The organism is Amycolatopsis sp. lyj-108 (genome assembly GCF_046549005.1).
Taxonomy (GTDB): Bacteria; Actinomycetota; Actinomycetes; order Mycobacteriales; family Pseudonocardiaceae; genus Amycolatopsis.
In genome coordinates this window covers 22,261-43,764 of record NZ_JAJPWQ010000001.1, presented here as the reverse complement: position 1 = coordinate 43,764, position 21,504 = coordinate 22,261, and the positions used below count along the sequence as shown (strand labels likewise).

At 67.3% G+C, this 21,504-nt stretch carries 25 protein-coding genes; 12 read left to right on the top strand and 13 right to left on the bottom strand.

The annotated features are described in order from the left end of the window. Positions 1–43: 43 nt before the first annotated feature. The 5 genes from ACLJO0_RS00240 to ACLJO0_RS00220 form a co-directional block, all read right to left on the bottom strand. On the bottom strand, positions 44–1,006 hold the full coding sequence (locus tag ACLJO0_RS00240) for a hypothetical protein (RefSeq protein WP_410576063.1): 963 nt from the start codon (positions 1,004–1,006) through the stop codon (positions 44–46). Beyond that, a complete protein-coding gene (locus ACLJO0_RS00235; RefSeq protein WP_410576062.1) occupies positions 996–3,011 on the bottom strand; it encodes a hypothetical protein in 2,016 nt (671 codons plus the stop codon). The genes ACLJO0_RS00240 and ACLJO0_RS00235 overlap by 11 nt, the downstream gene beginning before the upstream one ends. After that, positions 3,008–3,778: a hypothetical protein gene (locus tag ACLJO0_RS00230; RefSeq protein WP_410576061.1), complete on the bottom strand. Its 771-nt coding sequence runs from the start codon at positions 3,776–3,778 to the stop codon at positions 3,008–3,010. Before ACLJO0_RS00230 ends, ACLJO0_RS00235 begins: the two co-directional genes overlap by 4 nt. 85 nt (positions 3,779–3,863) lie before the next feature. Next, entirely contained in the window at positions 3,864–4,565 is a 702-nt protein-coding gene (locus tag ACLJO0_RS00225; protein ID WP_410576060.1) for a Crp/Fnr family transcriptional regulator, read from the bottom strand. Further along, positions 4,555–4,914 (bottom strand): nucleotide pyrophosphohydrolase, encoded by a 360-nt coding sequence (locus ACLJO0_RS00220; protein ID WP_410576059.1) that lies wholly within the window; start codon positions 4,912–4,914, stop codon positions 4,555–4,557. Before ACLJO0_RS00220 ends, ACLJO0_RS00225 begins: the two co-directional genes overlap by 11 nt. Before the next feature lie 151 nt (positions 4,915–5,065). Between ACLJO0_RS00220 and ACLJO0_RS00215 the strand changes: the two genes are divergently transcribed. Together ACLJO0_RS00215 and ACLJO0_RS00210 are read left to right on the top strand one after the other, a co-directional pair. Then, positions 5,066–5,959 (top strand): nitrate- and nitrite sensing domain-containing protein, encoded by an 894-nt coding sequence (locus tag ACLJO0_RS00215; RefSeq protein WP_410576058.1) that lies wholly within the window; start codon positions 5,066–5,068, stop codon positions 5,957–5,959. Then, the gene (locus tag ACLJO0_RS00210; RefSeq protein ID WP_410576057.1) at positions 5,956–7,269 is read left to right on the top strand and encodes a hypothetical protein; all 1,314 of its coding nucleotides are present in this window, start codon (positions 5,956–5,958) and stop codon (positions 7,267–7,269) included. The genes ACLJO0_RS00215 and ACLJO0_RS00210 overlap by 4 nt, the downstream gene beginning before the upstream one ends. Before the next feature lie 19 nt (positions 7,270–7,288). On the opposite strand, the gene ACLJO0_RS00205 is transcribed toward ACLJO0_RS00210, so the two are convergent. Further along, complete coding sequence (locus ACLJO0_RS00205; protein WP_410576985.1) at positions 7,289–7,528, bottom strand: hypothetical protein; 240 nt, start codon at positions 7,526–7,528, stop codon at positions 7,289–7,291. Between ACLJO0_RS00205 and ACLJO0_RS00200 the strand changes: the two genes are divergently transcribed. The 3 genes from ACLJO0_RS00200 to ACLJO0_RS00190 are packed head-to-tail and all read left to right on the top strand — an operon-like array spanning position 7,458 to position 9,786. Further along, entirely contained in the window at positions 7,458–9,014 is a 1,557-nt protein-coding gene (locus ACLJO0_RS00200; protein ID WP_410576056.1) for a DUF1841 family protein, read from the top strand. The two genes, ACLJO0_RS00205 and ACLJO0_RS00200, sit on opposite strands and share 71 nt — an antisense overlap. 59 nt (positions 9,015–9,073) lie before the next feature. Next, the gene (locus tag ACLJO0_RS00195; protein WP_396554521.1) at positions 9,074–9,373 is read left to right on the top strand and encodes a type II toxin-antitoxin system Phd/YefM family antitoxin; all 300 of its coding nucleotides are present in this window, start codon (positions 9,074–9,076) and stop codon (positions 9,371–9,373) included. After that, entirely contained in the window at positions 9,370–9,786 is a 417-nt protein-coding gene (locus tag ACLJO0_RS00190; RefSeq protein WP_410576055.1) for a type II toxin-antitoxin system VapC family toxin, read from the top strand. Before ACLJO0_RS00195 ends, ACLJO0_RS00190 begins: the two co-directional genes overlap by 4 nt. Positions 9,787–9,804: 18 nt before the next feature. Here ACLJO0_RS00190 and ACLJO0_RS00185 read toward each other — a convergent pair whose 3' ends face one another. The 3 genes from ACLJO0_RS00185 to ACLJO0_RS00175 all read right to left on the bottom strand — a co-directional run bounded on the left by ACLJO0_RS00185 (position 9,805) and on the right by ACLJO0_RS00175 (position 12,325). Beyond that, positions 9,805–9,975, bottom strand: a complete 171-nt coding sequence (locus ACLJO0_RS00185) for a hypothetical protein (RefSeq protein WP_410576054.1) — start codon at positions 9,973–9,975, stop codon at positions 9,805–9,807. A 618-nt stretch (positions 9,976–10,593) separates the two neighbouring features. Further along, positions 10,594–11,526, bottom strand: a complete 933-nt coding sequence (gene coaA / locus ACLJO0_RS00180) for a type I pantothenate kinase (protein ID WP_125790539.1) — start codon at positions 11,524–11,526, stop codon at positions 10,594–10,596. Between the two features lie 157 nt (positions 11,527–11,683). Next, entirely contained in the window at positions 11,684–12,325 is a 642-nt protein-coding gene (locus ACLJO0_RS00175) for a macro domain-containing protein (protein ID WP_410576053.1), read from the bottom strand. 97 nt (positions 12,326–12,422) lie between these two features. Here ACLJO0_RS00175 and pheA point away from each other — a divergent pair, with 97 nt between their 5' ends. The 3 genes from pheA (at position 12,423) to ACLJO0_RS00160 (ending at position 14,751) form a co-directional block, all read left to right on the top strand. Then, positions 12,423–13,331 (top strand): prephenate dehydratase, encoded by a 909-nt coding sequence (gene pheA, locus ACLJO0_RS00170; protein WP_125790537.1) that lies wholly within the window; start codon positions 12,423–12,425, stop codon positions 13,329–13,331. Then, positions 13,328–13,948, top strand: coding sequence for a histidine phosphatase family protein (locus tag ACLJO0_RS00165; RefSeq protein WP_410576052.1), 621 nt, complete (start codon positions 13,328–13,330; stop codon positions 13,946–13,948). Before pheA ends, ACLJO0_RS00165 begins: the two co-directional genes overlap by 4 nt. A gap of 152 nt (positions 13,949–14,100) precedes the next feature. Continuing rightward, entirely contained in the window at positions 14,101–14,751 is a 651-nt protein-coding gene (locus ACLJO0_RS00160) for a DUF4232 domain-containing protein (RefSeq protein ID WP_410576051.1), read from the top strand. 13 nt (positions 14,752–14,764) lie between these two features. Here the strand turns inward: ACLJO0_RS00160 and ACLJO0_RS00155 are convergent, their stop codons facing one another. From ACLJO0_RS00155 to ACLJO0_RS00140, 4 genes are all read right to left on the bottom strand, one after another. Beyond that, complete coding sequence (locus tag ACLJO0_RS00155; RefSeq protein WP_410576050.1) at positions 14,765–15,202, bottom strand: hypothetical protein; 438 nt, start codon at positions 15,200–15,202, stop codon at positions 14,765–14,767. Between the two features lie 60 nt (positions 15,203–15,262). After that, a complete protein-coding gene (locus ACLJO0_RS00150) occupies positions 15,263–16,525 on the bottom strand; it encodes an MFS transporter (protein WP_410576049.1) in 1,263 nt (420 codons plus the stop codon). Positions 16,526–16,739: 214 nt separating this feature from the next. Then, entirely contained in the window at positions 16,740–17,090 is a 351-nt protein-coding gene (locus tag ACLJO0_RS00145) for a metallopeptidase family protein (protein WP_007030570.1), read from the bottom strand. A 4-nt stretch (positions 17,091–17,094) separates the two neighbouring features. After that, a complete protein-coding gene (locus ACLJO0_RS00140) occupies positions 17,095–18,099 on the bottom strand; it encodes a septum formation family protein (RefSeq protein WP_410576048.1) in 1,005 nt (334 codons plus the stop codon). Between the two features lie 94 nt (positions 18,100–18,193). On the opposite strand from ACLJO0_RS00140, the gene ACLJO0_RS00135 reads away from it, so the two are divergent. From ACLJO0_RS00135 to ACLJO0_RS00120, 4 genes are read left to right on the top strand one after another with little or no spacing between them, the layout of a single operon-like run. Beyond that, positions 18,194–18,802 (top strand): hypothetical protein, encoded by a 609-nt coding sequence (locus ACLJO0_RS00135; protein WP_410576047.1) that lies wholly within the window; start codon positions 18,194–18,196, stop codon positions 18,800–18,802. Beyond that, positions 18,803–19,969 carry a glutathionylspermidine synthase family protein gene (locus tag ACLJO0_RS00130; protein ID WP_410576046.1) on the top strand — a complete coding sequence of 389 codons (1,167 nt, stop codon included), beginning with the start codon at positions 18,803–18,805 and terminating at the stop codon, positions 19,967–19,969. 48 nt (positions 19,970–20,017) lie between these two features. Then, positions 20,018–20,470 (top strand): DUF350 domain-containing protein, encoded by a 453-nt coding sequence (locus ACLJO0_RS00125; protein WP_125790530.1) that lies wholly within the window; start codon positions 20,018–20,020, stop codon positions 20,468–20,470. Positions 20,471–20,525: 55 nt separating this feature from the next. Beyond that, positions 20,526–21,431 (top strand): haloalkane dehalogenase, encoded by a 906-nt coding sequence (locus tag ACLJO0_RS00120; protein ID WP_410576045.1) that lies wholly within the window; start codon positions 20,526–20,528, stop codon positions 21,429–21,431. The last annotated feature ends 73 nt before the right edge of the window (positions 21,432–21,504 follow it).

The following is a 21,504-nucleotide window of genomic DNA, read 5'->3' as shown; positions in this document are numbered from 1 at the left end:
AGTCTTTCCGTGGATCGAACGCCCCACAAGCTCCGAAAGGCGTCTATGTCCGTTTGGAACCGTTAGGGCTTTCGGCCAAGGTCTCCTCGAGAGACTCCCGCAGCAGGTTCAGTGAGCTTCCTCTGTCGGGTGAGGTGAGGCTGTTCAGCCACGCCACCCGCATCTCGTGCAGGTCGAAGTCGTCGGCTTCGCTCATCAGCCGTCCGACCGCGTTGCGGAACGGATCCTTCGGGTCGACCAGGATGCGGCCGATGGGGATGTCGTGGCGGTGGATGTAGTTCAACACCTCCTGTACCTTTTCCTTGTCGTTGCTCAAGAGCATGGCGAGCAGGCTGACCTGGCCCGAGTCGATGACCTCCGTGTAGAAGTTGATCCGTTCCCGATCCATCGCCCGCTGTTCGCGGTCGACGATCCGCGCCCGCCGGATCTCCTCGAGCGAGTGCCGATGCAAAGCGCCTTCCCCGGTGAGTCGGAACAGAGTGCTGGCATCTCCCCAGGAAATCGGGCCTTCACGAAGCGGGATCATGGGGGCGAGTGCGGTGTCGGCCTTGTCCGCGATGCCTTCGATCTCGTCGAGTCCAGCCTTGCGGATCATCGGCCTGAGGCGGTCTTCGGCCGCATTGCGGATCGCGTCGAGATGATCGAATTTCGGTTGCTTGATAAGCCCGACCGGGTCGCTGACATGCCAGGCCACAGTGATGTCGCCATCGACGATGGCGCCCTCCTTCTCGGTTTCGAAGACACTGGTGAACCGCATAGTGGTGCGAGATGTATCCACTTCGTATAGGCGCCTGATCGTTTTTGCCCGCGCCATTCCGACGGTGAGTTTTACCACCCCGGTCGTCGAGCCGAGGTGGAGGTTCGAGCAAGCCCACATACCATCGTCGCACTCGGCCACAAGAACCGTGGTCGGCCTTCTCTTCAGCTGGTGGCGGAACACCGTACGAAACAACCGCGTGTGACGGCGCACCGAACTCCCGGATTCGTAGGCAGAGTCAGCGGGCATCGGACATCTCCTTGAGTGATCGGGCGAGCGCGTTTCTCAACGGTGCGGTTTGACGTGGCTCTTCGGCGAAGGCCTTACGCAGGTAGAAGCTGAGCCGACGGATCAGGATGTCGTCGGGGCTCGTGAACAGCAGCCGCAACAAGCCGGATACGTGAGAGTTCGACTCGGCCTTCCATTCAGCCTCCGCCGCCCACAGGTTCAATCCGACGATCGCCCTCCGCCGGAGCTTGCCATCCTCCAGTAGAGCGGTGATCAGAATTCTCACCGCAGCTGTGTCGCCTTCGACGAACGAGATCGTCCCCCCTCCGTTGAGGGACAGGGCATTCAAGGCGCAACGCAGGGCGATCTGCCGGGAAGTCGCGCCACCTTCGAGTATCCAGACCGGAAGGGTGCTCAAGACCAGGCTGCGATTGCTGGGCTCGGCGAGTAACGAACGTATCGTCTTTCCTATTTCGAGTCCCAGCTCCGGTGTGGCGTTCTTGGTCAGCCGCCGAAGGCGAAGAAGGGCGAATTCGGGTTGGCTACGGCCGAACTCACCACCGAGGGCGATGGCCGCGGTCATCCGGCAGCTCAGCTGGGTTCGCGGATTGCACCACGCGTGGAGGAAGTTCTTGATGTATCGAACATAGGAACTGTTCGCGGACATCCCCCGTAATGTCATAGCTGCCAGTGACTGAAGGCTTTCCGACTCGTCATATGCCCAGTCGATGACCCATTCCATCACCCGGCTTTCCGCGGCCTTCGCCAGCAGGGTGCCGAACCGGGTCAACGACTGGTCGTGGCCTGTTATGCCAGGAATCAGGATGGAACGACTCACGACAGCCAGCCAGTTTTGGATGATCGGGCGAATCCTCTCATGCTCCTTCCACACGTACAAGAGCAGTCGCTCACCCCAATCTGGCCTGGAGAAGATGATCGGCTCCGGGTCGACAGCTGTGAGCTCGTCAGCGGGGCGCTGCTTCGCCTGCGCCCGCCGGAGCCGATCGCCTCTGCTTTCCCAGAACAGGTTTGGCGGACGATAAGGCCAAATTTCCTTGTTCTCCGGGTTCTTGAGAACATCCTCCAGTTCCTTCGAGGCTGCCGTGATGGTGTTGTACGGGAGATCTTCGAAAAAAGCGATGGAAATGGCCAGAGCTCGTATCTGTAGATCCTTGTTCTTCTCGAACCAGGATTTGACATCTTCGTCCTGCCGTCGGTAGAGGTTCTCCTTGACCTCTTCGATGTCGTAGAGCCCCTGAGCCGCTTCGTGCAGCTGGCGTGCGACTTCGGCTCCGCGGCTCGGCCTGCTGTAGTCGGGAAGTGCCCTGTCCAGCTCGACCTGGCCGAGAAGCCCCGCGTGCTGGATGTCCGGTACACCTCTGGCTTTGAGATGTGCCTTCGCCACGTCCGCGGTGTCCGGAGCGGCGATCTCGGCGAGGTAGGCTTTTACGTTCGGGTCCCGCACGTCCTCGGCGTTGAAGGCGATGACCAGGAACGAGCCACTTTCCCGGAGGGATCGTTCGACGCCGGAGAGCGCCCGCCAGGTGAGTCCGTTGGCCCAGTCCCTCGTGACTATGTCGTCCCACAAATAGCCGGTCGACACGGTGGGCTTTCTCAGCGTGGCGAGGTCGTTGAGCGGCCGAAGCGGGTCGAGCTGCTGTAAGGCATCGAGGTTGAGATCGATGAGCATCCGTACACCGGCGAGAGTCCGTCCGGTCGACCGCCCACAGAGGACGAGCACCCTGCGTTCGCGCAGGACGCGAAGCGCGTTCTGGTATCCGCCTGGATGGCAGAACGCCTTGATGGCCTCCTTGATCATGGCGTCCGGTACCGGTCCGTCGACCAGGCTGGTAGTGACTTCCGGTGCGTCGGTCCGGTCTGTTTCTTGCGCCTGCGGGCCGAAGTTGTTGAACGTGTTGTTCACGGTGCCCGAGTTCTCCACCACCGTGTTGCCGGTAACGGCAGGTGGGGAGTCGGGTTCCGCATCAGAGGCGGGGGCCTCGGTGTTCTCCAGCGCTTCGGTCACGGGTGTCCGCCAGGCTGCTGGTAGGTCGCGGTGATCTTGCCGTGGTTCGCGCCGAGGAAGTTGTTGCCCTGCAGGCCGCCCTGGACGACTATCCCGCCAGGCGCGGGCTGCTCGTGCGGTGCGGACGCCAGCTGTTCGACGGGCTGCGCCGACGGTTCGGGCAGGGACAGTTCGCGGACCCGCTCGGCATCGAGACCAGGAACCCAGATCCAACAGTCCTCGGCGAATTCCTTGTTGATCACCTCCACTTTGCCGAAGTCATGCGGCAGCAGGCGCTGGGTGTGCCGGCCACGCACCGCGTCCCGGTAGGCCTGGTCGGACACGACGAGCGCGACCGTCACCGGGTTCTGATCCGGCATACGTCGAACGACCCGCTTGAACTCGGCCGCGTCCAGCAGCCGGGCGAGTTCGATCGTGGGCCGTTGGAAATTGTCTTCATCAGTGATATGCACCGGCGCTGTGTGCACTGCCAGCCGGAGCCTGATCGCCGGACGATGGGCCCGGTTGTGCAGATAAAGCTTGCCCTGCAGGAAGTACGCGGCATCGATCAAAGCGGGCAGATCTGTTTCGGGATAAACGGCCAGTGCCCCGTCGCCGGTCGACGAGTAGTTCGCCCTGCTTCGCTCCTCGATCCCGACATGTTCCAACGCTTCTTGGACGAAACCTGTGGCATTCCCCCTGACCTCTTCCAGGAGGTCGTCGTCCACACTCGACGATCCGATCACGTCGTAGCCGAACAAGGCGCCGGTCTTGGGCATCTGTCGCATGGTTCGCACCTCTCTGTGCCGGTATGCACGAAGAGTTTTAGGTGCGGACGGGAACTGTTCTCCCGGAAAACCGGGGGACGAGGGATCAGGACTGTGCTAGCGGCCAGCTGAGAAGCCGGTGCGGATCATTCATGACGATCTGAAGCCGCCCCGTCGAGATCAGGCCTGCGGCACGCAGCGCGACCAGGACCTCATCCACCGATTTTTCTGCCGCTGCGACGCTTTGAGCGAGTTCTTTACGGCTGAATCCGCGAATGACCACTCTTCCGCCGGGCTGCGGGCTTCCGTACATGTCGGCCCATGAGGCCAGCTTTCGGCTGACTCGAGCGGCCACGCTCTCGGACGCGTAGGAGAGTCTCTCCTGATCGGAATCACGCAGACGGTCGCGTATGACGCTGAACACATGGGCCATCGCTTCAGGGTGTCTGCGAATAAAGGAGCGGAAAGCCGACCTGGAAATCTCGGTCACTTCCCCGTCCACGCGTCCGGTACCGCAGGTCGAACGCGGGATACCTTCCAGCGCGCTCGTTTCGCACAGCAGGTCGCCGGCACCGCGGAAGCCGAGAATGAGCTCGGTTCCCGCCGGGGAGATCATGTAAACCCTGATCGAGCCTGACTCGACCAGGAACACATTGCCTGGTGCGTCGCCTTCCATGAAGAGTTGATCACCTGCGGCGAACTTCCTGGTCGTTCCCAGCTTCCGGAAGTCGGAGAGCGCGACTCGTCCTAGCCGGGAGGCGAAGGTCGACCTGGGCGCACCGTCCACGCGTCCAGTTTCACTGATCATCCGACCTGCTGGTACCGCCCGAACGGGCTGATTGTCCGGGCGCCGGGAAGCGGATTTCGTTCCGGTCGATCTTGGCGTTGGCCGCCTCGATCAGGTCCACCCCGAGGCTGTTCGCCAGCTGGAGGAGGTACAACGTCACGTCGGCGATCTCATCGACGACGTTGTGTGCCAGTTCGGGGTCGGCGCGCCACTCCGCGGATTCCTCCGGGGTGAGCCACTGGAACAGCGATGTCAGCTCGCCGACTTCGCCGGACAGGGCCATGACCAGGTTCTTCGGCGTGTGGAAAGGTTCCCAGGCGCGTGCCGCGGCGAAGTCGCGGAGGCGCTGGTTGAGGTCGTCGAGAGTCACGTGCCGTGCCTACCAGATCGTCACGGTGCGCTAACGGCCGTATGGCGGACGAGCGTTGACGTGCAAAGTGCAACTTGCATAACGTCGCTCGGCGTCGGGAGACCGATCCGGAAGGAAAGTCTTGACGTATCAGCGAAGCCTTCGGTCTCGCATGCTCTCCATCGCCTTCGTGCCGAGCGCCGCCTTGGTGCTCGTCGCGTTGTTCATCGGCGGATTCCTTGTCCAGCAGGCCATTCAGGACCGCGACAACGCCGAAAGCGGAGCGGTCATCATGGCCGAGGCGAGCCGGGGGATCGCCTCGCTGCAGCGGGAGCGGGTGGTCGCGTTGCAGGCGCCAGGCACCCGTTCCGCCACCTACACCGCGTACGCCGATCGCATCGACACCTCGCTTTCCTCCCTGCGCGAGATCGCGCGGACCGCCCCCGACGCCGAGGTCGGCTATCAGCAGACGATCGCCGTCGAACTGCTCACCGCCGTCGAAGGACTGGACCGCAGCGATTCCCTCGCGGTCGCCGGAATCGACGACGAGGGGAGGCGCGACTACGCCGCGGCCGTCGGTGCCTACCGGTCCAGGCTCGACGCGATCGCCGGAAAGCTGACGGAAAGTAGCCGCCGGACGTACCGCGATCTCGTCGCGAGCGAGGACTGGGGCCGGTTCGGTGCCGTCGAATCCGCGTTGAGCGCGGCCACGCCGCCGCCCGTCGGCCAGGAAGCCTGGCGCGCCTCGGCCGATGTCGTCGGCCGGACCCTCGGCGACCTCGCCGCGCGGCAGATCGAGCATTCGGCGCAGCTCGCGATCGACGGCGGACGCCGCGTACTGGGTGGCGCCCTCGCCGCCGCCTCGGCGATCTCGCTGCTCGCGGGGGTGGTGATGGCGATCGTCATGCAGCTCGCCTGCCGGCTCCCGATCCCGATCATCCGCTGCCCTTCGCGGCTCGAAGCGACGCCGACGGCCTGGTCACACCTGGTGAGCGATTACGCCGAAAAGAGCACGCTGTTGGCCCACACGAGTCGGCGAACCGGTCGGGCAGACTTGTCCGGGTGAGTTCCCCGACGGATCTGCGCCCCTACCTGCGTACTTTGGACGCGGAAACGCTGGCGGAGCTGCTTCACGCCCATGCTGAGCGTGACCCTGTGTTACGACAGGCTCTGGAGAACCGCTTCGCCACCCAGGGGAGTGATCTCGCCGAGGCACACCGTCTACTCGACACCGCGGTGATGGCGGGCAACGTCGAGTACGCCGCGAAGGTCGGCTCCGTCCTCGACACGTTGCAGCGACTTCTCGACGCCGGCAGCCGCGCCGATCTCGCCCCGCTCGCCCGCCGGACCGTGGACGACATCAGCGAGATGCTGGAGCAGATCGACGACACTTCGGGCGAGGTCGCGGACAGGCTGGACAGGGCCGTCGAGCTGTACGCGCGGGCCTGCGTCGCGCGCCCGCCGGATCCGGAGGGCCTGGCCGCCTGGATCCTCGAAGTCGAGTTCGACGGTCCCGGCTGGCCCGCCATCGAGCTGGCCGACTTCGCCTCTGCTTTGGGAGACAAGGGACTCGCGCGTATCAGGTCCACTGTGGACAGTGTGCTGGCCGAGCAGCCGTCCGGTGCGAAACGCGAGACGGCCGAACGGTTGCGCGAGGAGCTGGCGGAGGTGTCCGGCGACGTCGACGCGCTCGTCGCGATCCTCGCCGCCAAGCCGCCGCGGGTCGACGTCAGCCTCAAGATCGTACGCGTGTTGCGCGCGGCGGGGCGGCACAGCGAGGCCATCGCGCACGCGGCGCGGGCGCTCACGCACGACAAGAAGGAGGAGGCTCCGCCGCCGGAAGAGGAGCCGATTCCCTTGTCGCGCAAGGAATTCGACGAGGATCCCGTGGCCGCGACCTACCTCGCCCTGCGCGAGGAGTCGCTGGAAACGGGACGCTGGGTCGCGCAACGGAAGACCGCGCTGGCCCGGTTGCGCGAGCTCGCCGCCGAAAGCACGGAGGCCGCCGACGAACTCGTCCGCGCGCTTGTCGGCGAGGATCGCGCCGACGAGGCATGGCGGGCGGCGGTGCGTTTCGAGGCGTCATTGCCGGTGCGCGTCGAACTCGCGGATTCGCGTTCCGTCGCCCATCCCGCCGAAACCATTCCCGTGTATCGGGACCATGTCGAAGAATTGATCACGAGGAAAGATCCGAACTCCTACCGCGAGGCGGCCCGGCAACTGCGCAAACTGCGCACGGCGCACAAAAAGGCCGGTACGGCTGAAGAATTCAGCTCGTACCTGTGCACATTGGTGGAAATACACAAACGCAAGACGCGGCTGATCGCCGAGGTCAAGGCGGCGAGGATCGCGATTCCGAAACCGGTCAAGGCGTAACCGCGCCCGCCGCCCTTCGTTATTCGAAGTGAACCGAGGAAACCCGGCGAAGCAGGTCGAGCCACTCTGGCGGGCCGTTGTCGTCGCGGTGGTCGGAGAACCGATGTCCGCCCGCGTCCGGGACATCGTGTTTCGCGCCCAGGGCCACCGCGACGAGCCCGGCCGGACCCGCGTGAAAACATGTCGCCATGAGTCCGGTCAGCCGTGCCCGCAAGAAGGCAGCCCAGCCCTCCACTCCGAGTGTGACGGGCCTCTTCAAGGACGTCCTCCGCGATTTCTCGACCCTGGGTGCCGAACCCGAGGTGCTCGACGTCGAACTGCTGACCTCCGAGGTGCTCGGCCAGTGGTGGGAGATCGAGGTCGAGGAGGGCGAACAGCCGCTCGGCATGGAGCTCATCGCGTTCGCCGAGCGGAAGATCACGCCCGCCGCGGCCGCGTTGCTGGCCGGGCTGCGGGTCTTCGCCGAGACCGAAGAGGAACGTGAGGCGGCCGGCGCGGCGCTGAACACGGTGCTGGCCCGCGGGATCCCGGAGCCGGAATGGGCGGGCGACCTGGCCGCGGTGACCGTCGGGGACTGCTGGCGGACCGGTGACGTCTTCGGTGACGAGTCCTCCCTTCTCTGCGTTTTCTCGCGCGGCGGTGTCGAGCATGGGCTGCTCGCGCTGGTCGACTTCACCGAGAGCGGCCGGATCCGCGACGTCGTCGTGGTCGACAAGCCGCAGGAGGTGCTGGCCGAAATGCGGCAGCAGGCCGCCGACGACCCGGAGCTGGTCACGTTGGAGCGGGTGCTGCCCGAGCGTGCCCACCAGCTGCTCGCGGACGGGCTGGCCGCGACGGACGTCGTCGAAGAGCCCGACGTCAGCGAGGACTACGCGCGGTTCCACGCGCTCGCGCTGGCCTGGATCCGGGCGCTTCCCGCTCCCGAACCGTCGCCCGAGGTCACCGAATGGCCCGAGCAGGTCCGCGAAGAGGTCGTCGCCGACTTCATCGGATCCGGGCTCGTGGACGACACCGCAGCGACGCGGTTCTACGCGCGGCTGCTCGTCGATTACGGCTGCGCGACCGAGCCGGGCAGCCCGCTGCGCGTCGGGCCCGAGAAGCTCGCCCGGTTCCTCGAGTCGCTGCTGGACGGCGAGGTCGAGATCGACGAGGCGTACGAAGACGCGCTGGAACCCGCCGTGCTCGGGTGGGTCACCTGGGCCGCCGACCGCGCGGGCCTCCCCGAGGCCGCACGCGTGGCGCTGCTCGAGGGCGCGACCGAGTTCCTGGAGGAGTTCGCGCAGGACGAGGACTCCACGCTCGACGTCTACTTCGACGGCTCCGAGGGCATCGAGGACCCGGCGGACCTCGCGGAAGCCCTCGCCCGCCGGATGTTCGCCGTCCCGACGGTCTACACGGAGATCGGCGACGAGGAACTGGAACTCGAGCCCGCCGATCCTGAACAGCGCCGCCTGCTGGTGATCGGCGAACACCCCGAGTACCACGAGGCGCTGGCCGAGGAGACCTTCGACGGCGAGCCGAGGATGCGGCTGGCGCTCAAGACCACGATCGTCGACCAGCTCTGGGCCGACGAGCCCGCCGAGGTCTGGCAGGCCGTGCGGCGGCTGAGCGAGACCGGGCAGGAACGCGACGAGATCTTCGACCGCCTCATCGACGCGCTGTCCGCCCAGCTGACCGAAACCGGCGAGCACGAGATGGACTACGACGTGGACGACTACCGGAAGGCGCTCGGCGAACTCGCCTGACCAGCCGTTTCCCCGGCCACGTCCTTGCCGACCCTCCTCGTTCCGTCTAGTCTGTCTAGATGGAAGCAGCAACCTGGCAAGTGCAGGACGCCAAGCAGCGGCTGAGTGAGCTGCTGCGCCGGGCCGCGGCGGAGGGGCCGCAGTTCGTCACCAAACATGGGGAAGAGGTGGCCGTGGTGCTGGACATCATGGATTACCGCAGGCTGGCCGGAGGCGGTGAAGCCGTCGATTTCAAGCTCGTGCTCTCCGGTGAGCAGCATCATCCCGAGTACGGGGAGGCGCTGGCCGACGTGCTGGAGGAGATCGCCGCCGAACGCGCCGAGGACCTGCCGAGAGATGTCGTGGAGGTCAGCGGGTGAGCTTTCTGCTGGACACGAACATCGTGTCCGAAGCTCGGCGCCGCAGCCAGAACCCCGGTTTCGCCCGGTGGTGGGGCGGGGTTTCGTCGAGCAGGCTCTATTTGAGCGTTTTGACCGTGGGGGAGATCGAGAGGGGAATCGGCAAACTCAGGCATCGAGGGGATCAGGACAGGGAACGGGCGGACGCGCTGGCCGACTGGCTGGCCGGGCTCACCACGCAGTTCTCGGAACGGATCCTTCCGGTGACCGCCGAAATCGCGGCCGAATGGGGCAGGCAGTACGCGCCGCGGAAAGTGCCGTCCATCGACGGGCTGATCGCCGCGACCGCCCGGGTCCACGAGCTGACCCTGGTCACCCGCAACGTCGCCGACATGGCCGGGCTCGGTGCGCAGGTGCACAATCCGTTCGACTGAGCCGTCTTCGGCCCGTGTTCAGCCCAGAGGTGCGGCCGGGGTGCCCTTGCTCTCCGTGACTTCAGGCTTCTTCCCGCGGCGGTCCCCGCGGGCGTCGTCGAAGTCGACGAAGAAGGCGCCGATGGCCATGGCCACCAAGAGCGCGAGGCCGAGAATCGAGCCGATCCAGGTCAGGATGATCGAGAACATCGTGACCCTCCTCCCTGCTCAAGGTCCTTTTCGAGACCTCGTGAACCCCTGACACAAGGGTCGCCTCGGGGGGCTGTAGCCGGTATCGGCCAACCGGTTACACGTACGGAGCGTGGATCGGCCGATCGGCCGAGGGATGCCGCTCACCCGTGGCGGTGCGCGACCGGCGCGCGCGACCGGCTCGCCGGTGGTGCGAAGGCTGGTCCTTGTGAGGGAACGGCCGGAATTCGCCCGGGTGATCGGATTCTCGCCACGTGATCTTGGAAGCCGTCGTGAACGCTTGCCGTGAGTAGAGAATCCCAGGGTGCCCGGTCACGCAGGGTCGTGAGTGTTCCGCGTGACTGATGGGACGGCACGCGTGACTGGATGGACGACACACGAACGGTCGCGTCCCGCCGCGAGTCGTCCGTCGAAACACGTGTGTCGTCCATCCAGACACGCGAAACCGCCACCCGATCACAGGCAAGTACGTAGCTGACTCACGGTTGGCTCTAACGACCCAAAACACTCACGACCACCGCGGCCCGCCTCCTTTGCTCGCGCGGCAGTACATGAAGGACCCCTTCCTGTACCTAGGCGCAAGGAAGGAGTCCTTCATGTACTGGGGAACGTGACCCGTCAGAGCTTGCGCAGGCGGACCCGGTTGATCGCGTGGTCGGCGTCCTTGCGGAGGACGAGGGTCGCCCTGGGCCGTGTCGGCTTGATGTTCTCCATCAGGTTGGGCTCGTTGATCGTGCGCCACAGGTGGCGCGCCTCGGCACGGGCCTCGTCGTCCGGGAGGCCGGCGAAGTGGTGGAAGTGTGACGCCGGGTCCGCGAAGGCGGTGTGCCGCAGCTTGAGGAAGCGTTCGATGTACCAGCGTTCGATGTCGGTCGTCGGCGCGTCCACGTAGATCGAGAAGTCGAAAAGATCGGAGACGGTGAGCCGGGGGCCGGGCTGGAGGACGTTCAGTCCTTCGAGGATCAGGATGTCGGGTCGCTGAACGACCTGCTCCTCGTCGGGAAGGATGTCGTAGGCGAGGTGCGAGTACACCGGCGCGCTGACCCGTTCCGCGCCGGACTTCACGTCGGTGACGAACCGCAGCAGCGCCCGCCGGTCGTAGCTTTCCGGGAAACCCTTGCGGTGCATGATCCCGCGTCGCACCAGTTCCGCACGCGGGTGGAGGAATCCGTCGGTGGTGACCAGGTCGACCCTGGGGTGATCCGGCCAGCGGGCGAGCAGGGTGCGCAGGATGCGCGCGGTGGTCGATTTGCCGACGGCGACGCTGCCGGCGATGCCGATGACGTACGGCACCTTGGTGCCCCGGCTGTCTTCGCCGAGAAAGGTGGTGGTGGCTTCGTACAGCCGTTGCCGGGCGGCGACCTGGAGATTGATCAGCCGGGAGAGCGGCAGGTAGACCTCGGCGACCTCGGCAAGGTCGACCTGTTCGCCGAGACCGCGCAGCCGCAGCAGTTCCGCGGCGGTCAGCGGCAGGGGAGTCGACCTGCGCAACTCGCGCCACTGCTCACGGTGCAGCTCGACGTAGGGACTGAGCTCACGGACCCGCGGCATCGCACACTCCTCGCCCGTCGCCAGCGCTGGCGCCGTACAAAACCGTGTTGACGAGTTCTCGGCGGGTGAACGTGCCTCGAACCGGATGAAGCCGCTTTAACGGTAGGGCTTACGGCTCGTGAACGCGCTGCGATGTGATGTAGCCCGCGTCGGGGCGTTACCGTCCGTGACGAGGACGGCCGGGGGCGAAGACCTCGTCCCAGGCCGCGGCGACCTGCCGGGCGCAGGAGGCTGGTGCGACCCCGCCGACGCCGGTACCGAGTCCCGGCATCGCGATCGTGTGCACGAGATCACGGACCCGGCCCTGGTCGAGTCTGCCGTCGCGCCACTGCTGGAACACCGCCCTGGCGGCGAGGTACGGGTGCACGGTGTCGCGCGGGAGGCGTTCGCCGGGTTCCCGCATCGTCGGCGCGCTGATCAGCCAGGCGGGCTCCGCCTCGCCGGTGGGCACGATCACCGCTTGGCCGATCGGCAGCTCCCCGCCGTGGTAGGCGAGGACGGCGCTGCGCACGTTCTGCTCGACCTCGGGATAGGCGCGGGCGTAAACCGCGTCGATGCCGCCGCGCATCCAGCCGTAGGAGTTCGCGGGGCTGACGACGGCCTGCGCGACGACGTCGAGCACCGACCCGCGGTGCACGACGACCCGGCCGTCCACGGCGTCGGCGACGGTGGTCCAGGCTTGCGCGAGCAGGTCATCGACGGCGCACAGCACCAGTTCCGGAGTGGGACGGTCGGGCAGGGGAGGAAACGAGGAGCCGACGTCGTCGTGGCCGGTGTGGGTGCCCGGTTCGGCGGTCACGCCCTAAGCATGGCAAAAAAAGGCACCCGGCGTAACCGGTGCGCGTACCGGCTGTCCGAGTGAAAGTCGCCACTCGTGTCGTGCGTAATCTGGCGGGGTGTCACGGATCGCGTACTTCGGCCCCCAAGGAACCTTCACCGAACAGGCCGCGCGCCGGCTCGCCCCCGGTGAGGAGTTGATCCCCGCGGAGACCATCCCGGCGGCACTCGCCGCGGTGCGCTCGGGTGCGGCCGACGCGGCCTGCGTCCCGATCGAGAACTCCGTGGAGGGGGTGGTCACGGCCACCCTCGACAGCCTGAGCGAGGCCGAGCCGCTCGTCGCGGTGGCGGAGGTGCTGCTGCCGGTCCACTTCAGCGTGCTGACCCGGCCGGGGACGACCGAGATCCGCACCGTGGCGAGCCATCCGCACGCGCTTGCGCAGGTCCGGCACTGGGTCGAAGCGAACTTCCCCGGCGCGCATCCGGTCGCGACGTCGTCCACGGCCGCGGCCGCGGTCGCGGTCGACGCCGGCGAGTTCGACGCCGCCGTCACCGCACCGGTCGCCGTCGAGCACTATCCGCTGGAGGTGCTGGCCACGGAGGTCGCCGACGTCCGCGACGCCAAGACGCGGTTCCTGCTGGTCCGCGCGCCCGGCGTGCTGCCGGAGCCGACCGGGGCCGACCGCACGTCGATCGTCGCCGCCGCGACGAACCGGACGGGCGCGCTGGCGGAACTGCTCACCGAACTGGCGGTCCGCGGCATCAACCTGACCAAGCTGGACGCCCGCCCGACCAGGCACAACTTCGGGGAGTACCGCTTCTTCATCGACTTCGAGGGGCATGTGGCCGAGCCACGGATCGGCGACGCGCTGGCCGCGTTGCGCCGCCGGTGCAGCAACGTGCGGTTCCTCGGCTCCCACCCGCGCGCGGACAACGGCACGACCGAGATCGAGCAGGGTGCCGCCAACGACGATTTCACCGGCGCGATCGACTGGGTCGAGTCGGTACGGAAGGGAGTGCAGGCGTGAAACTTCTCCTTGTCCGCCACGGCCAGACCGAGGGCAACGTGCGAGGAGCGCTCGACACCGCGTTGCCCGGTCCGCCGCTCACCGAGCTGGGCCGTGAGCAGGCCCGGGATCTCGTGACGCGGTTGGACGGCGAGCCGATCGTCGCGGTGTACGCCTCGCAGGCGGTCCGCGCCCAGCAGACCGCCGCGCCGCTGGCCGCGGAACTCGGCTTCGAGGTCCAGGTGCTCGACGGGGTGCACGAGGTCGCCGCGGGTGACCTCGAAGGCAAGACGGACAAGGACTCGGTCACGACGTACATGAGCGTCGTGCGCCGCTGGACCCTCGGCGAACTCGACCCGCCGATCCCCGGCGGCGAGACCGGCGCGCAGGTCCGCGCCCGGATGCTCGACGCGGTCGCCCGGTTGCGCGCCAAACACGAGCAGGCCGACCCCGACGGCACGGTGGTGCTGGTGAGCCACGGTGGCGCGATCCGGCTCGGCGGCGAATGGCTCGCGGGGAACGTGACCGCCGAGATCGCCAACCAGGGCCTCATCCCGAACACCGGTGTCGTCGAACTCGTCGCGAACCCCACCGGCTGGACCTGCCTCACCTGGGCGGACGTCCCCGTCGAGGGCTGACCAGGAACGTTTGCCTCCACTCCCGCCGGGGAACACTCCCCACAAGATCGATTAACACCTTGTGGGGAATTAACCGGGCCAGCGCAACCCGCGCGGCGGACAACACGTCTACTGAACGTGGGTCACCCGGCAGTTCGACGACAGGGAGGCGAATGACCATGGTTCGTTCGAAGATGATCTCCATCGGCGGTCTCGTCGCGGGTACCGCCGGACTCCTGCTGTTCAGCGCCTGCGGCTCGGAGAGCGCGCCCGTCGCGCAGAACACGTCCGCGTCACCGTCCACTTCGGCACCGGACACCTCGGCCGCGCCCAGCGCGAGTTCGTCGAGCCCGGCGCCGTCCCCGCAACCGGCCCAGCCGCCCGTGCAGGCACCGAAGAACGACGGGCTCTGCAAGGCGGGCGACGTCAAACTGTCCGTCAAGGACAGTGACGCCGCCGCGGGCACGGTGTACCGGAAGCTCGTCATCACCAACGCGAGCGGGCACTCGTGCACCATCCAGGGCTTCCCCGGCGTCTCGTACGTGACCGGCGCGGACGGCCACCAGGTCGGTGAGGCCGCGTTCCGTGACGGCGACAAGGGCGCGCCGGTCCAGCTCGGCAACGGCGAGAGCGCGGTCGCGGACGTCGGCTTCGTGAACGTCCGCAACTACGACGAGGCGGTCTGCAAGCCCACCGAGACCCGAGGGCTGCGGGTGTACCTGCCGCAGGAGACGGCGTCGAACTTCGTGCCGGTGCAGGGCCTCGGCTGCGCGGGGAAGATCCCCGGCAACCAGCTGACCGTCAGGACCGTCCACAAGGGCTAGTACAGGACACGGCCTAGAGCTGGGTGCAGAGCTGTTCGGCCTGTGCCAGATGCCGATGACCGGCGATCTGGTTGAAGTGCAGGCTGAACACCATCCGGCTGACGCCGTCGATGTGGTCGGCCAGCGGCTGGTAGGTGTCGTGTGCGGCGGCCGCCGCGGCGGAGAGTTCGCGGGCGGCCGTCATCCGGTGCAGGACTTCGGGGGCCAGTACGGCGACGGTCCGTTCGCCGGGCGCGGAGTCGGTGGTGTCCGGGATCGTGCCGACCCTGGCCAGTGCCCGGCACGCGTCCTGCGCGTCTTCGAGGGCTCCCGCGTTGACGCCCGAGAGCGCCCACAGCATGCCGATCACGCCGCCACCGATCACGAAACCGGCGACCGCGGTGAGCACTTGCGGGCGTCTGGAAGGTTCTGTCGTCCCCACGCCGGCCTCCGGCACCAGTGTCTGCTGCATCGCGGACCTCCCGTCACCAGTGGCGGTGATGGGCTATTTCAGCACCAAAGTCCTTTGTTTTCACCGGTCTTGGTGGAGAACCCGCACCTCCGTGGCCGATTCGTCATCGAAGGCTCCTCGGCGTAACGAGACGACTGCGAAACCGGCCACACCGAACAGCAGAAGCCCGGACGTGAGGAAGGTCCGGGCAGAGGAACCGAGGGCGTGCGTGAGGACGCCGCCGAGCAGGGCGCCGATCGGGATCGCACCCCAGACGACGGTGCGCCACACGCCGAGGACCCGGCCGAGCAGTTCGCCGGGGACGAGCTTGTGCCGCGCGGTCCCGAGCACGATGTTCACCGCGACGACGGCCGCCGCGAACAGGCCGAACAGCGCCGCGCCCGCCACCGGCGAGGTCGCCAGGCCCATGCCGGTGAACGCCGCGCCGCAGCAGGCCGTGCCCCCGAGGAGCACCGCGCGGCGACCGGTCGCCTTCACCAGCCGCGGGGCGACGGCCGCACCGAGCAGGCCGCCGATGCCGCCGACGAACGCGAAGAGCCCGAAGGCCGCTTCGCTGAGACGCAGGTACTCGATCGCGTACAGCACCAGCTGTGCCTGCGCGAGTTCGCTGACCAGGCTGATCAGCCCGGCGATGACGACCAGGCGCAGGACCAGCCGGTTGCCCTTCAACCAGCGGAAACCTTCCGCCAGTTCGGTGCGGAGGTCGGTGGCGCCGCCTTCCCGGGCCGTCGGGCGGTAGCTTCCGGCGAGGCCGATCAGCACGGCCGCCGCGATCGCGAAACCCACCGAGTTGAGCAGGAACGGGAACGTCGCGAAGAGCGCGAAGGTGGCGCTGCCGACCGGCCCGCCGAGGAAGGTTTGGCCGACGATCTCGCAGGCCTGGAGCTTGCTGTTCGCGCTGTCGAGGGATTCCTTGCCGACGACCGCCGGGATGAGCACGTTCGCGGCGCTGTCGGCGACCACTTCCGCGACGCCGATGAGCAGGGCGGCGGCATAGACCGCCCAGATCGTCACCCCGCCCATCGCGACCAGGACGGCCGTCCCGCCGACGACCACCGCGCGGGCACTGTTCGCGAGGATCATCGCGCGTCGGCGGTCGATCCGGTCGAGGAGCGCGCCCGCCGGGAGCGCGAACAGCAGCCACGGCAGGAACTGGGTCGCCGAGAGACCGGCGATGAGCAGCGGATCGCGGGTCAGGGTGACCGCGAGCAGCGGGAACGCGACCTTGCCGATCCCGTCGCCGAGGTTCGACGCCGCACTGGAGGCGAGCAGCCAGCGCAACCGACGGTCACCCCTCCTCCTGCGTACCGTCGACTCGGCCATGCACCGCCTCCCCAGGCATTCGCCGGCGCCGGCCGACGACAACGTGTCGAAAAGTTTAGCGGGGCTGTCGCCCAAAGTGGCGGAGTTGTTACACCGAGTTAAGAATCCGAAGAACCCTTGGTGCCCGACGCACAAAAATCACCGACCATGCCGCCTCCGGCGCGGAATCCGCCGCGGGGGAGCAAGGGACCTTTGCTACCGCCCGTCCACCGGCTCAGCCCCAGCCGAGTTCGTGCAGCCGCGCGTCATCGATGCCGAAATGGTGGCCGACCTCGTGGACCACCGTGATCAGCACCTCCTCGACGACGTCCTCCTCGGTGTCGCACATCTGCAGCAGCGGGCGCCGGTAGATCGAGATCCGGTCCGGCAGCACCCCGCCGTATTCGTGGGTCCGCTCCGTGAGGGCGACCCCGTGGTAGAGCCCGAGGATCGTGGGCGACTCCTCGTTGAACTCCTCCACGAGTACCACGACGTTGTCCATGGCGTCCGCGAATTCGGGCGGGAGCTCGTCCAGTGCCTCCGAAACCAGCTCTTCGAAGCGTTGCTGGGTCATCTCGACGGGCACGGGCTCACCCTCCGGTCTTCGGGGCCGAAGAGGACGACGGCGGACTCGTCTGGCCGCTCTCCGACGGCGGAGCGTCGCCCTTGCCGACCTTCACGCTCCCGGTGACCGGTGCGAGCCCCTTGTCGTCCGGCAGGACCGCCGCGACCTTGCAGTTCACCAGCGTCGACCCGGCGTCCCAGCTCTCCTGCTCGCGGACGTCCCAGCTGAGGATGAGCTTCTTCGCCGCCAGATCCGCGTTGCCGGTGTAGTCCTGCGCGGCCGTCGAGCATTCGGTGTCCAGCCAGGTGTTCTGCTGCTCCTGCGACGGGTAACCGTCCTTGAACTTCGTCTTGAGGTCGATCGTCGCGATCATCTCGTACGAATGCGGCTGGGCGCAGTCGACGGGGTCGCCGAAGCTGTTGTTGAGCAGCGCGAGGCACGTGCCCGGCTCCCACACCGCCGACTGGTTCTGCTCCTTCGCCGGCCCCTTGGTCGGCTGGAGCTTGCCGCCCTGACCCGCCCATTGCAGACCGCAGCGCAACTGCCGGTCACCGTCCGCCCACTGCGCGGGCGTCGGCCGGAGCAGGTTCATGGTCAGCTTGCCGTACGGATCCAGGTTGCGGCCGAGATACGGCTTGACGTCGATGGTGCAACGGGACCGGGAGATCTCCTGCCACTGCTCCAGGTTCGGGCTCGGTACCCCCGGCGGGTACTGCGTGCCGATGTCGACGATGCTGGTGACCTCGAACAGGTGCGCCTCCCCGCACGGCACGCGCCGCGCGTCGGTGGCGTCCGGGTTGTTCCAGGTCAGGCAGGTGCCCGGGGGAGATTGGAACGCTTCGACCGCGGCGGGGGACAGTTTGGGGGGCCCGCCGCCCGCACCGCCCTCCGGGCCCACATTCCACGAGAACGCCACACTCAGCGAAAGCGCGATGATCGCGCCCGCGAACACACCGGCCATGACGAGCCGGGTGCGCAGGGTGCTCAGCGCGTTTCGCGGGTCACGGAACCGCTCGGCCTGTTGAGACATCCACTCCATGATGCCCGCGCCGCACGTAAGGTGCGCGTACCGGGTGGTTAGTGTTGGACACGGGTTCGTGGCGAGGGCGATTTACGGAGCTTCGATGACGCAGGATGACAACCAGGGGGCACAGCCGCCCCAGGAGCCGCCGAGGCGCGGCTCGATGCGCTTCCAGGACGACAGCACGCAGGCGCGCCAGCCTTCGCTGGCCGAGCAGCGGGCACGGCAGCAGGCACTGGCGGAGCAGGAACGCCAGGAAGTACTCGACGCCGAAGCCGCTCGTGCCGCCGAGAAGAAGTCTTCGACCAAGAAGAAGATCCTGATCGGAACCGGTGTGACGGTCGGTCTGGTCGGTCTGGTCGCGACGTTCTACACGGTCGCGAAGCCGGACGAGGTCACGGCGGTCTGTGCCACCAAGGACACGGAGATCGTCCAGGACGACCAGAACTGCGACGAGAACTACGTTCGGTCGCACGGCGGTTACAGCAGCGGCGGCTTCTTCTTCATCCCCATCGGCGGTTTCGGTGGCCCGATGCAGAGCTACCGCTACAACTACGGCGGCACCGGCCAGATCGGGCAGCGCGTGTCCGGCGGTTCGTACACCGCGCCGCCGGGGGCCAACGTCAGCACCAAATCGGGCAAGTCCGTCCAGCGCGGCGGATTCGGCATCAGCGGCAAGAGCGGCAGCAGCGGCAAGAGCGGGGGCTCGTAGGTGTACCGGGATTCCAAGCCGCCCCGGCGGGACTGGCAGAACATCGTCGAGGAACAGGGCCTGGTCTTCGGCACTCCCGCCCGCGACGGCTCCGGCAAGTCCCGGCCCTATTGGGACGAGTCGGTCCACTACGTCTTCGACATGGACGAGATCCTGTCCGTCGAGGCGGACGTGGAGCTGCTGCACTCGATGTGCCTCGAAGCCGTCGACAACGTGGTGACCACCGAGCAGTACCACCGCTTCGGCATCCCCGAGTGGGTCTGGCCGCATATCGCGGAGTCGTGGAAGCGGCAGGATCCGCACGTCTACGGCCGCTTCGACCTGCGCTACGACGGCAAGAGCCCGGCGAAGCTGCTCGAGTACAACGCCGACACCCCGACCTCGCTGCTCGAGGCCGCGGTGCTGCAGTGGCACTGGAAGACCTCGGTCTTCCCCGAGGACGACCAGTGGAACTCGATCCACGAAAAGCTGGTCGAGCGCTGGGCCGAACTCGCCGACAAGCTGCCCTCGAACGAACTGCACTTCACCTGGTCGTCCGCCGATCCGTCCGGTGAGGACCACGTGACGACGGCGTACCTGCAGGAGACCGCGGCCGAAGCCGGGCTCGACACCGTCGGCCTGTCGATCGAGGAGATCGGCTGGGACCCGGTGCTCAAGCGGTTCGTCGACCTCGAAGAAGCGCAGATGGCGACCGTGGTGAAGCTCTACCCGTGGGAATGGGTGGTCGACGAGGAGTTCGGCCGCTTCGCCGTCGAGACCATGCCGCGCACGCTGTGGGTCGAGCCGCTGTGGAAGATGATCCTCTCCAACAAGACGCTGCTCGCGCTCCTGTGGGAGAACTACCCGGGGCACCCGAACCTGCTGCCCGCCTTCGCCGACGACCCCGGTCTGCTGACCGAGTACGTCCGCAAGCCGAAACTCGGCCGCGAGGGCGCGAACGTGCAGATCGTCGCCACCGGGTACGAGACGCAGACCGACGGCGTCTACGGGGCGGAAGGGTTCGTCTACCAGGCGTTCGACCCGCTCCCGGAGTTCCAGGGTTACCGGCCCGCGCTCGGTGCGTGGATCGTCGGGGACCAGGCCGCCGGCCTCGGCATCCGCGAGACGGCAGGACTCGTCACAGACGACGGTGCGGCGTTCGTCCCGCATCGCATCGTCGAGTCGTGATAGAAGCAACCGCACAAACCTGACATTCCTGACTTCTGGAGAACCCCTGTGACCACCACCCTTGCGCTGTCCGACACGTTCGGCTCCGACCTCGTGCGAGGGATCGGCGCGATCCTGCTGTACGGCGTCGTCGGCCTGCTGCTGATGTTCGCCGGGTTCTGGGCGATCGACTGGACCACGCCCGGCAAGCTGGCCCAGCTGGTCAGCCGCGGCCTGCCGAACGCGGTCATCGTCACCGCGTCGGGCCTGCTGTCGATGGCGTTCATCGTCGTCGTGGCGATCGCGAACTCCGCCAGCGACCTGACCGAGGGCCTCATCACCTCGCTGGTCTACGGCCTGCTCGGCATCGTGGTGCAGGTGCTGGCCGTCCGGCTGCTGGAGTGGGCGACCCGCATCGACGTCCGCTCGACCATCGAGAGCGACAAGTTCGCCCCGGTCAGCGTCGTGGTCGCGGCCGCGCACCTGGCCCTCGGCCTCGTCGTGGCCGTCGGCATTTCGTGACTTTTTGACCACCTGAAAACGGCATCGGCGCACGATTCCCACTAACGTGGGAGTCGTGCGCCTTTTAAGGACACCGGACGACCGGTTCTCGGACCTGCCCGATTTCGACTTCGAACCGCGCTACGCGGAACTCGTCGACCTTCACGGCGGCGTGATCAGAGTGGGTTACGTGGAGGCCGGACCCGAGGACGGGCCACCCGTCCTCCTGCTGCACGGCGAGCCGACCTGGTCCTATCTCTATCGCAAGGTCATCCCGGTGCTCGCCGACGCCGGGCTGCGCGCCATCGCGCCCGACCTGGTCGGCTTCGGCCGCTCCGACAAACCCGGCGACATGGTCGACCACACCTACCAGCGGCACGTCGAATGGATGCGCGCGTTCGCCTTCGACGTGCTCGACCTGACCGACGTCACCCTGGTCGGCCAGGACTGGGGCGGCCTGATCGGCCTGCGCCTGGTCGCCGAGAACCCCGACCGGTTCGCCAGGGTCGTCGCGGCCAACACCGGCCTCCCCACCGGCGACACGGACATGCCGGAGCTCTGGCACAGGTTCCGCGACACCGTCGAGAACGCCCAGGTCCTCGACGTCGGGCGGTTCGTCCAGTCGGGTTGCCAGACCAAGCTCCCGGACGACGTCCGCGCCGCCTACGACGCGCCCTTCCCGAACGAGATGTACAAGGCGGCGCCGCGGGCGATGCCGTCGCTGGTGCCGATCGTCCCCGACGACCCGGCCTCGGCGGCCAACCGCGCCGCGACGAAGGTGCTCTCCGAACTGAACAAGCCGTTCCTGGTGTCGTTCTCCGACGGCGACCCGATCACCGCGCCGTGGGGCCTCGAACTGCGGGGCTCGATGCGCGGCGCCCGGGAGCTCGAGCATCCGACGATCACCGGCGCCGGTCACTTCCTCCAGGAAGACGCCGGCGGGCGACTGGGCGAGGTCATCGCCCGCTTCGTCCACTCCTGACGAACGCTAGGAAAGGACCTTTCCTTGCAAATTTCGCAAGGAAAGGTCCTTTCCTAGCATCGGGCGCGTGAGA

Coding starts and splice junctions, on each gene's coding strand:
- ACLJO0_RS00195 (WP_396554521.1), top strand. CDS start 9,074: ATGGAAGCAGCAACCTGGCAAGTGCAGGACGCCAAGCAGCGGCTGAGT.
- coaA (WP_125790539.1), bottom strand. CDS start 11,526: ATGCCGCGGGTCCGTGAGCTCAGTCCCTACGTCGAGCTGCACCGTGAG.
- ACLJO0_RS00230 (WP_410576061.1), bottom strand. CDS start 3,778: ATGCGACAGATGCCCAAGACCGGCGCCTTGTTCGGCTACGACGTGATC.
- ACLJO0_RS00155 (WP_410576050.1), bottom strand. CDS start 15,202: ATGCAGCAGACACTGGTGCCGGAGGCCGGCGTGGGGACGACAGAACCT.
- ACLJO0_RS00225 (WP_410576060.1), bottom strand. CDS start 4,565: ATGATCAGTGAAACTGGACGCGTGGACGGTGCGCCCAGGTCGACCTTC.
- ACLJO0_RS00140 (WP_410576048.1), bottom strand. CDS start 18,099: ATGTCTCAACAGGCCGAGCGGTTCCGTGACCCGCGAAACGCGCTGAGC.
- ACLJO0_RS00150 (WP_410576049.1), bottom strand. CDS start 16,525: ATGGCCGAGTCGACGGTACGCAGGAGGAGGGGTGACCGTCGGTTGCGC.
- ACLJO0_RS00200 (WP_410576056.1), top strand. CDS start 7,458: ATGAGTCCGGTCAGCCGTGCCCGCAAGAAGGCAGCCCAGCCCTCCACT.
- ACLJO0_RS00215 (WP_410576058.1), top strand. CDS start 5,066: ATGCTCTCCATCGCCTTCGTGCCGAGCGCCGCCTTGGTGCTCGTCGCG.
- ACLJO0_RS00135 (WP_410576047.1), top strand. CDS start 18,194: ATGACGCAGGATGACAACCAGGGGGCACAGCCGCCCCAGGAGCCGCCG.
- ACLJO0_RS00160 (WP_410576051.1), top strand. CDS start 14,101: ATGACCATGGTTCGTTCGAAGATGATCTCCATCGGCGGTCTCGTCGCG.
- ACLJO0_RS00240 (WP_410576063.1), bottom strand. CDS start 1,006: ATGCCCGCTGACTCTGCCTACGAATCCGGGAGTTCGGTGCGCCGTCAC.
- ACLJO0_RS00185 (WP_410576054.1), bottom strand. CDS start 9,975: ATGTTCTCGATCATCCTGACCTGGATCGGCTCGATTCTCGGCCTCGCG.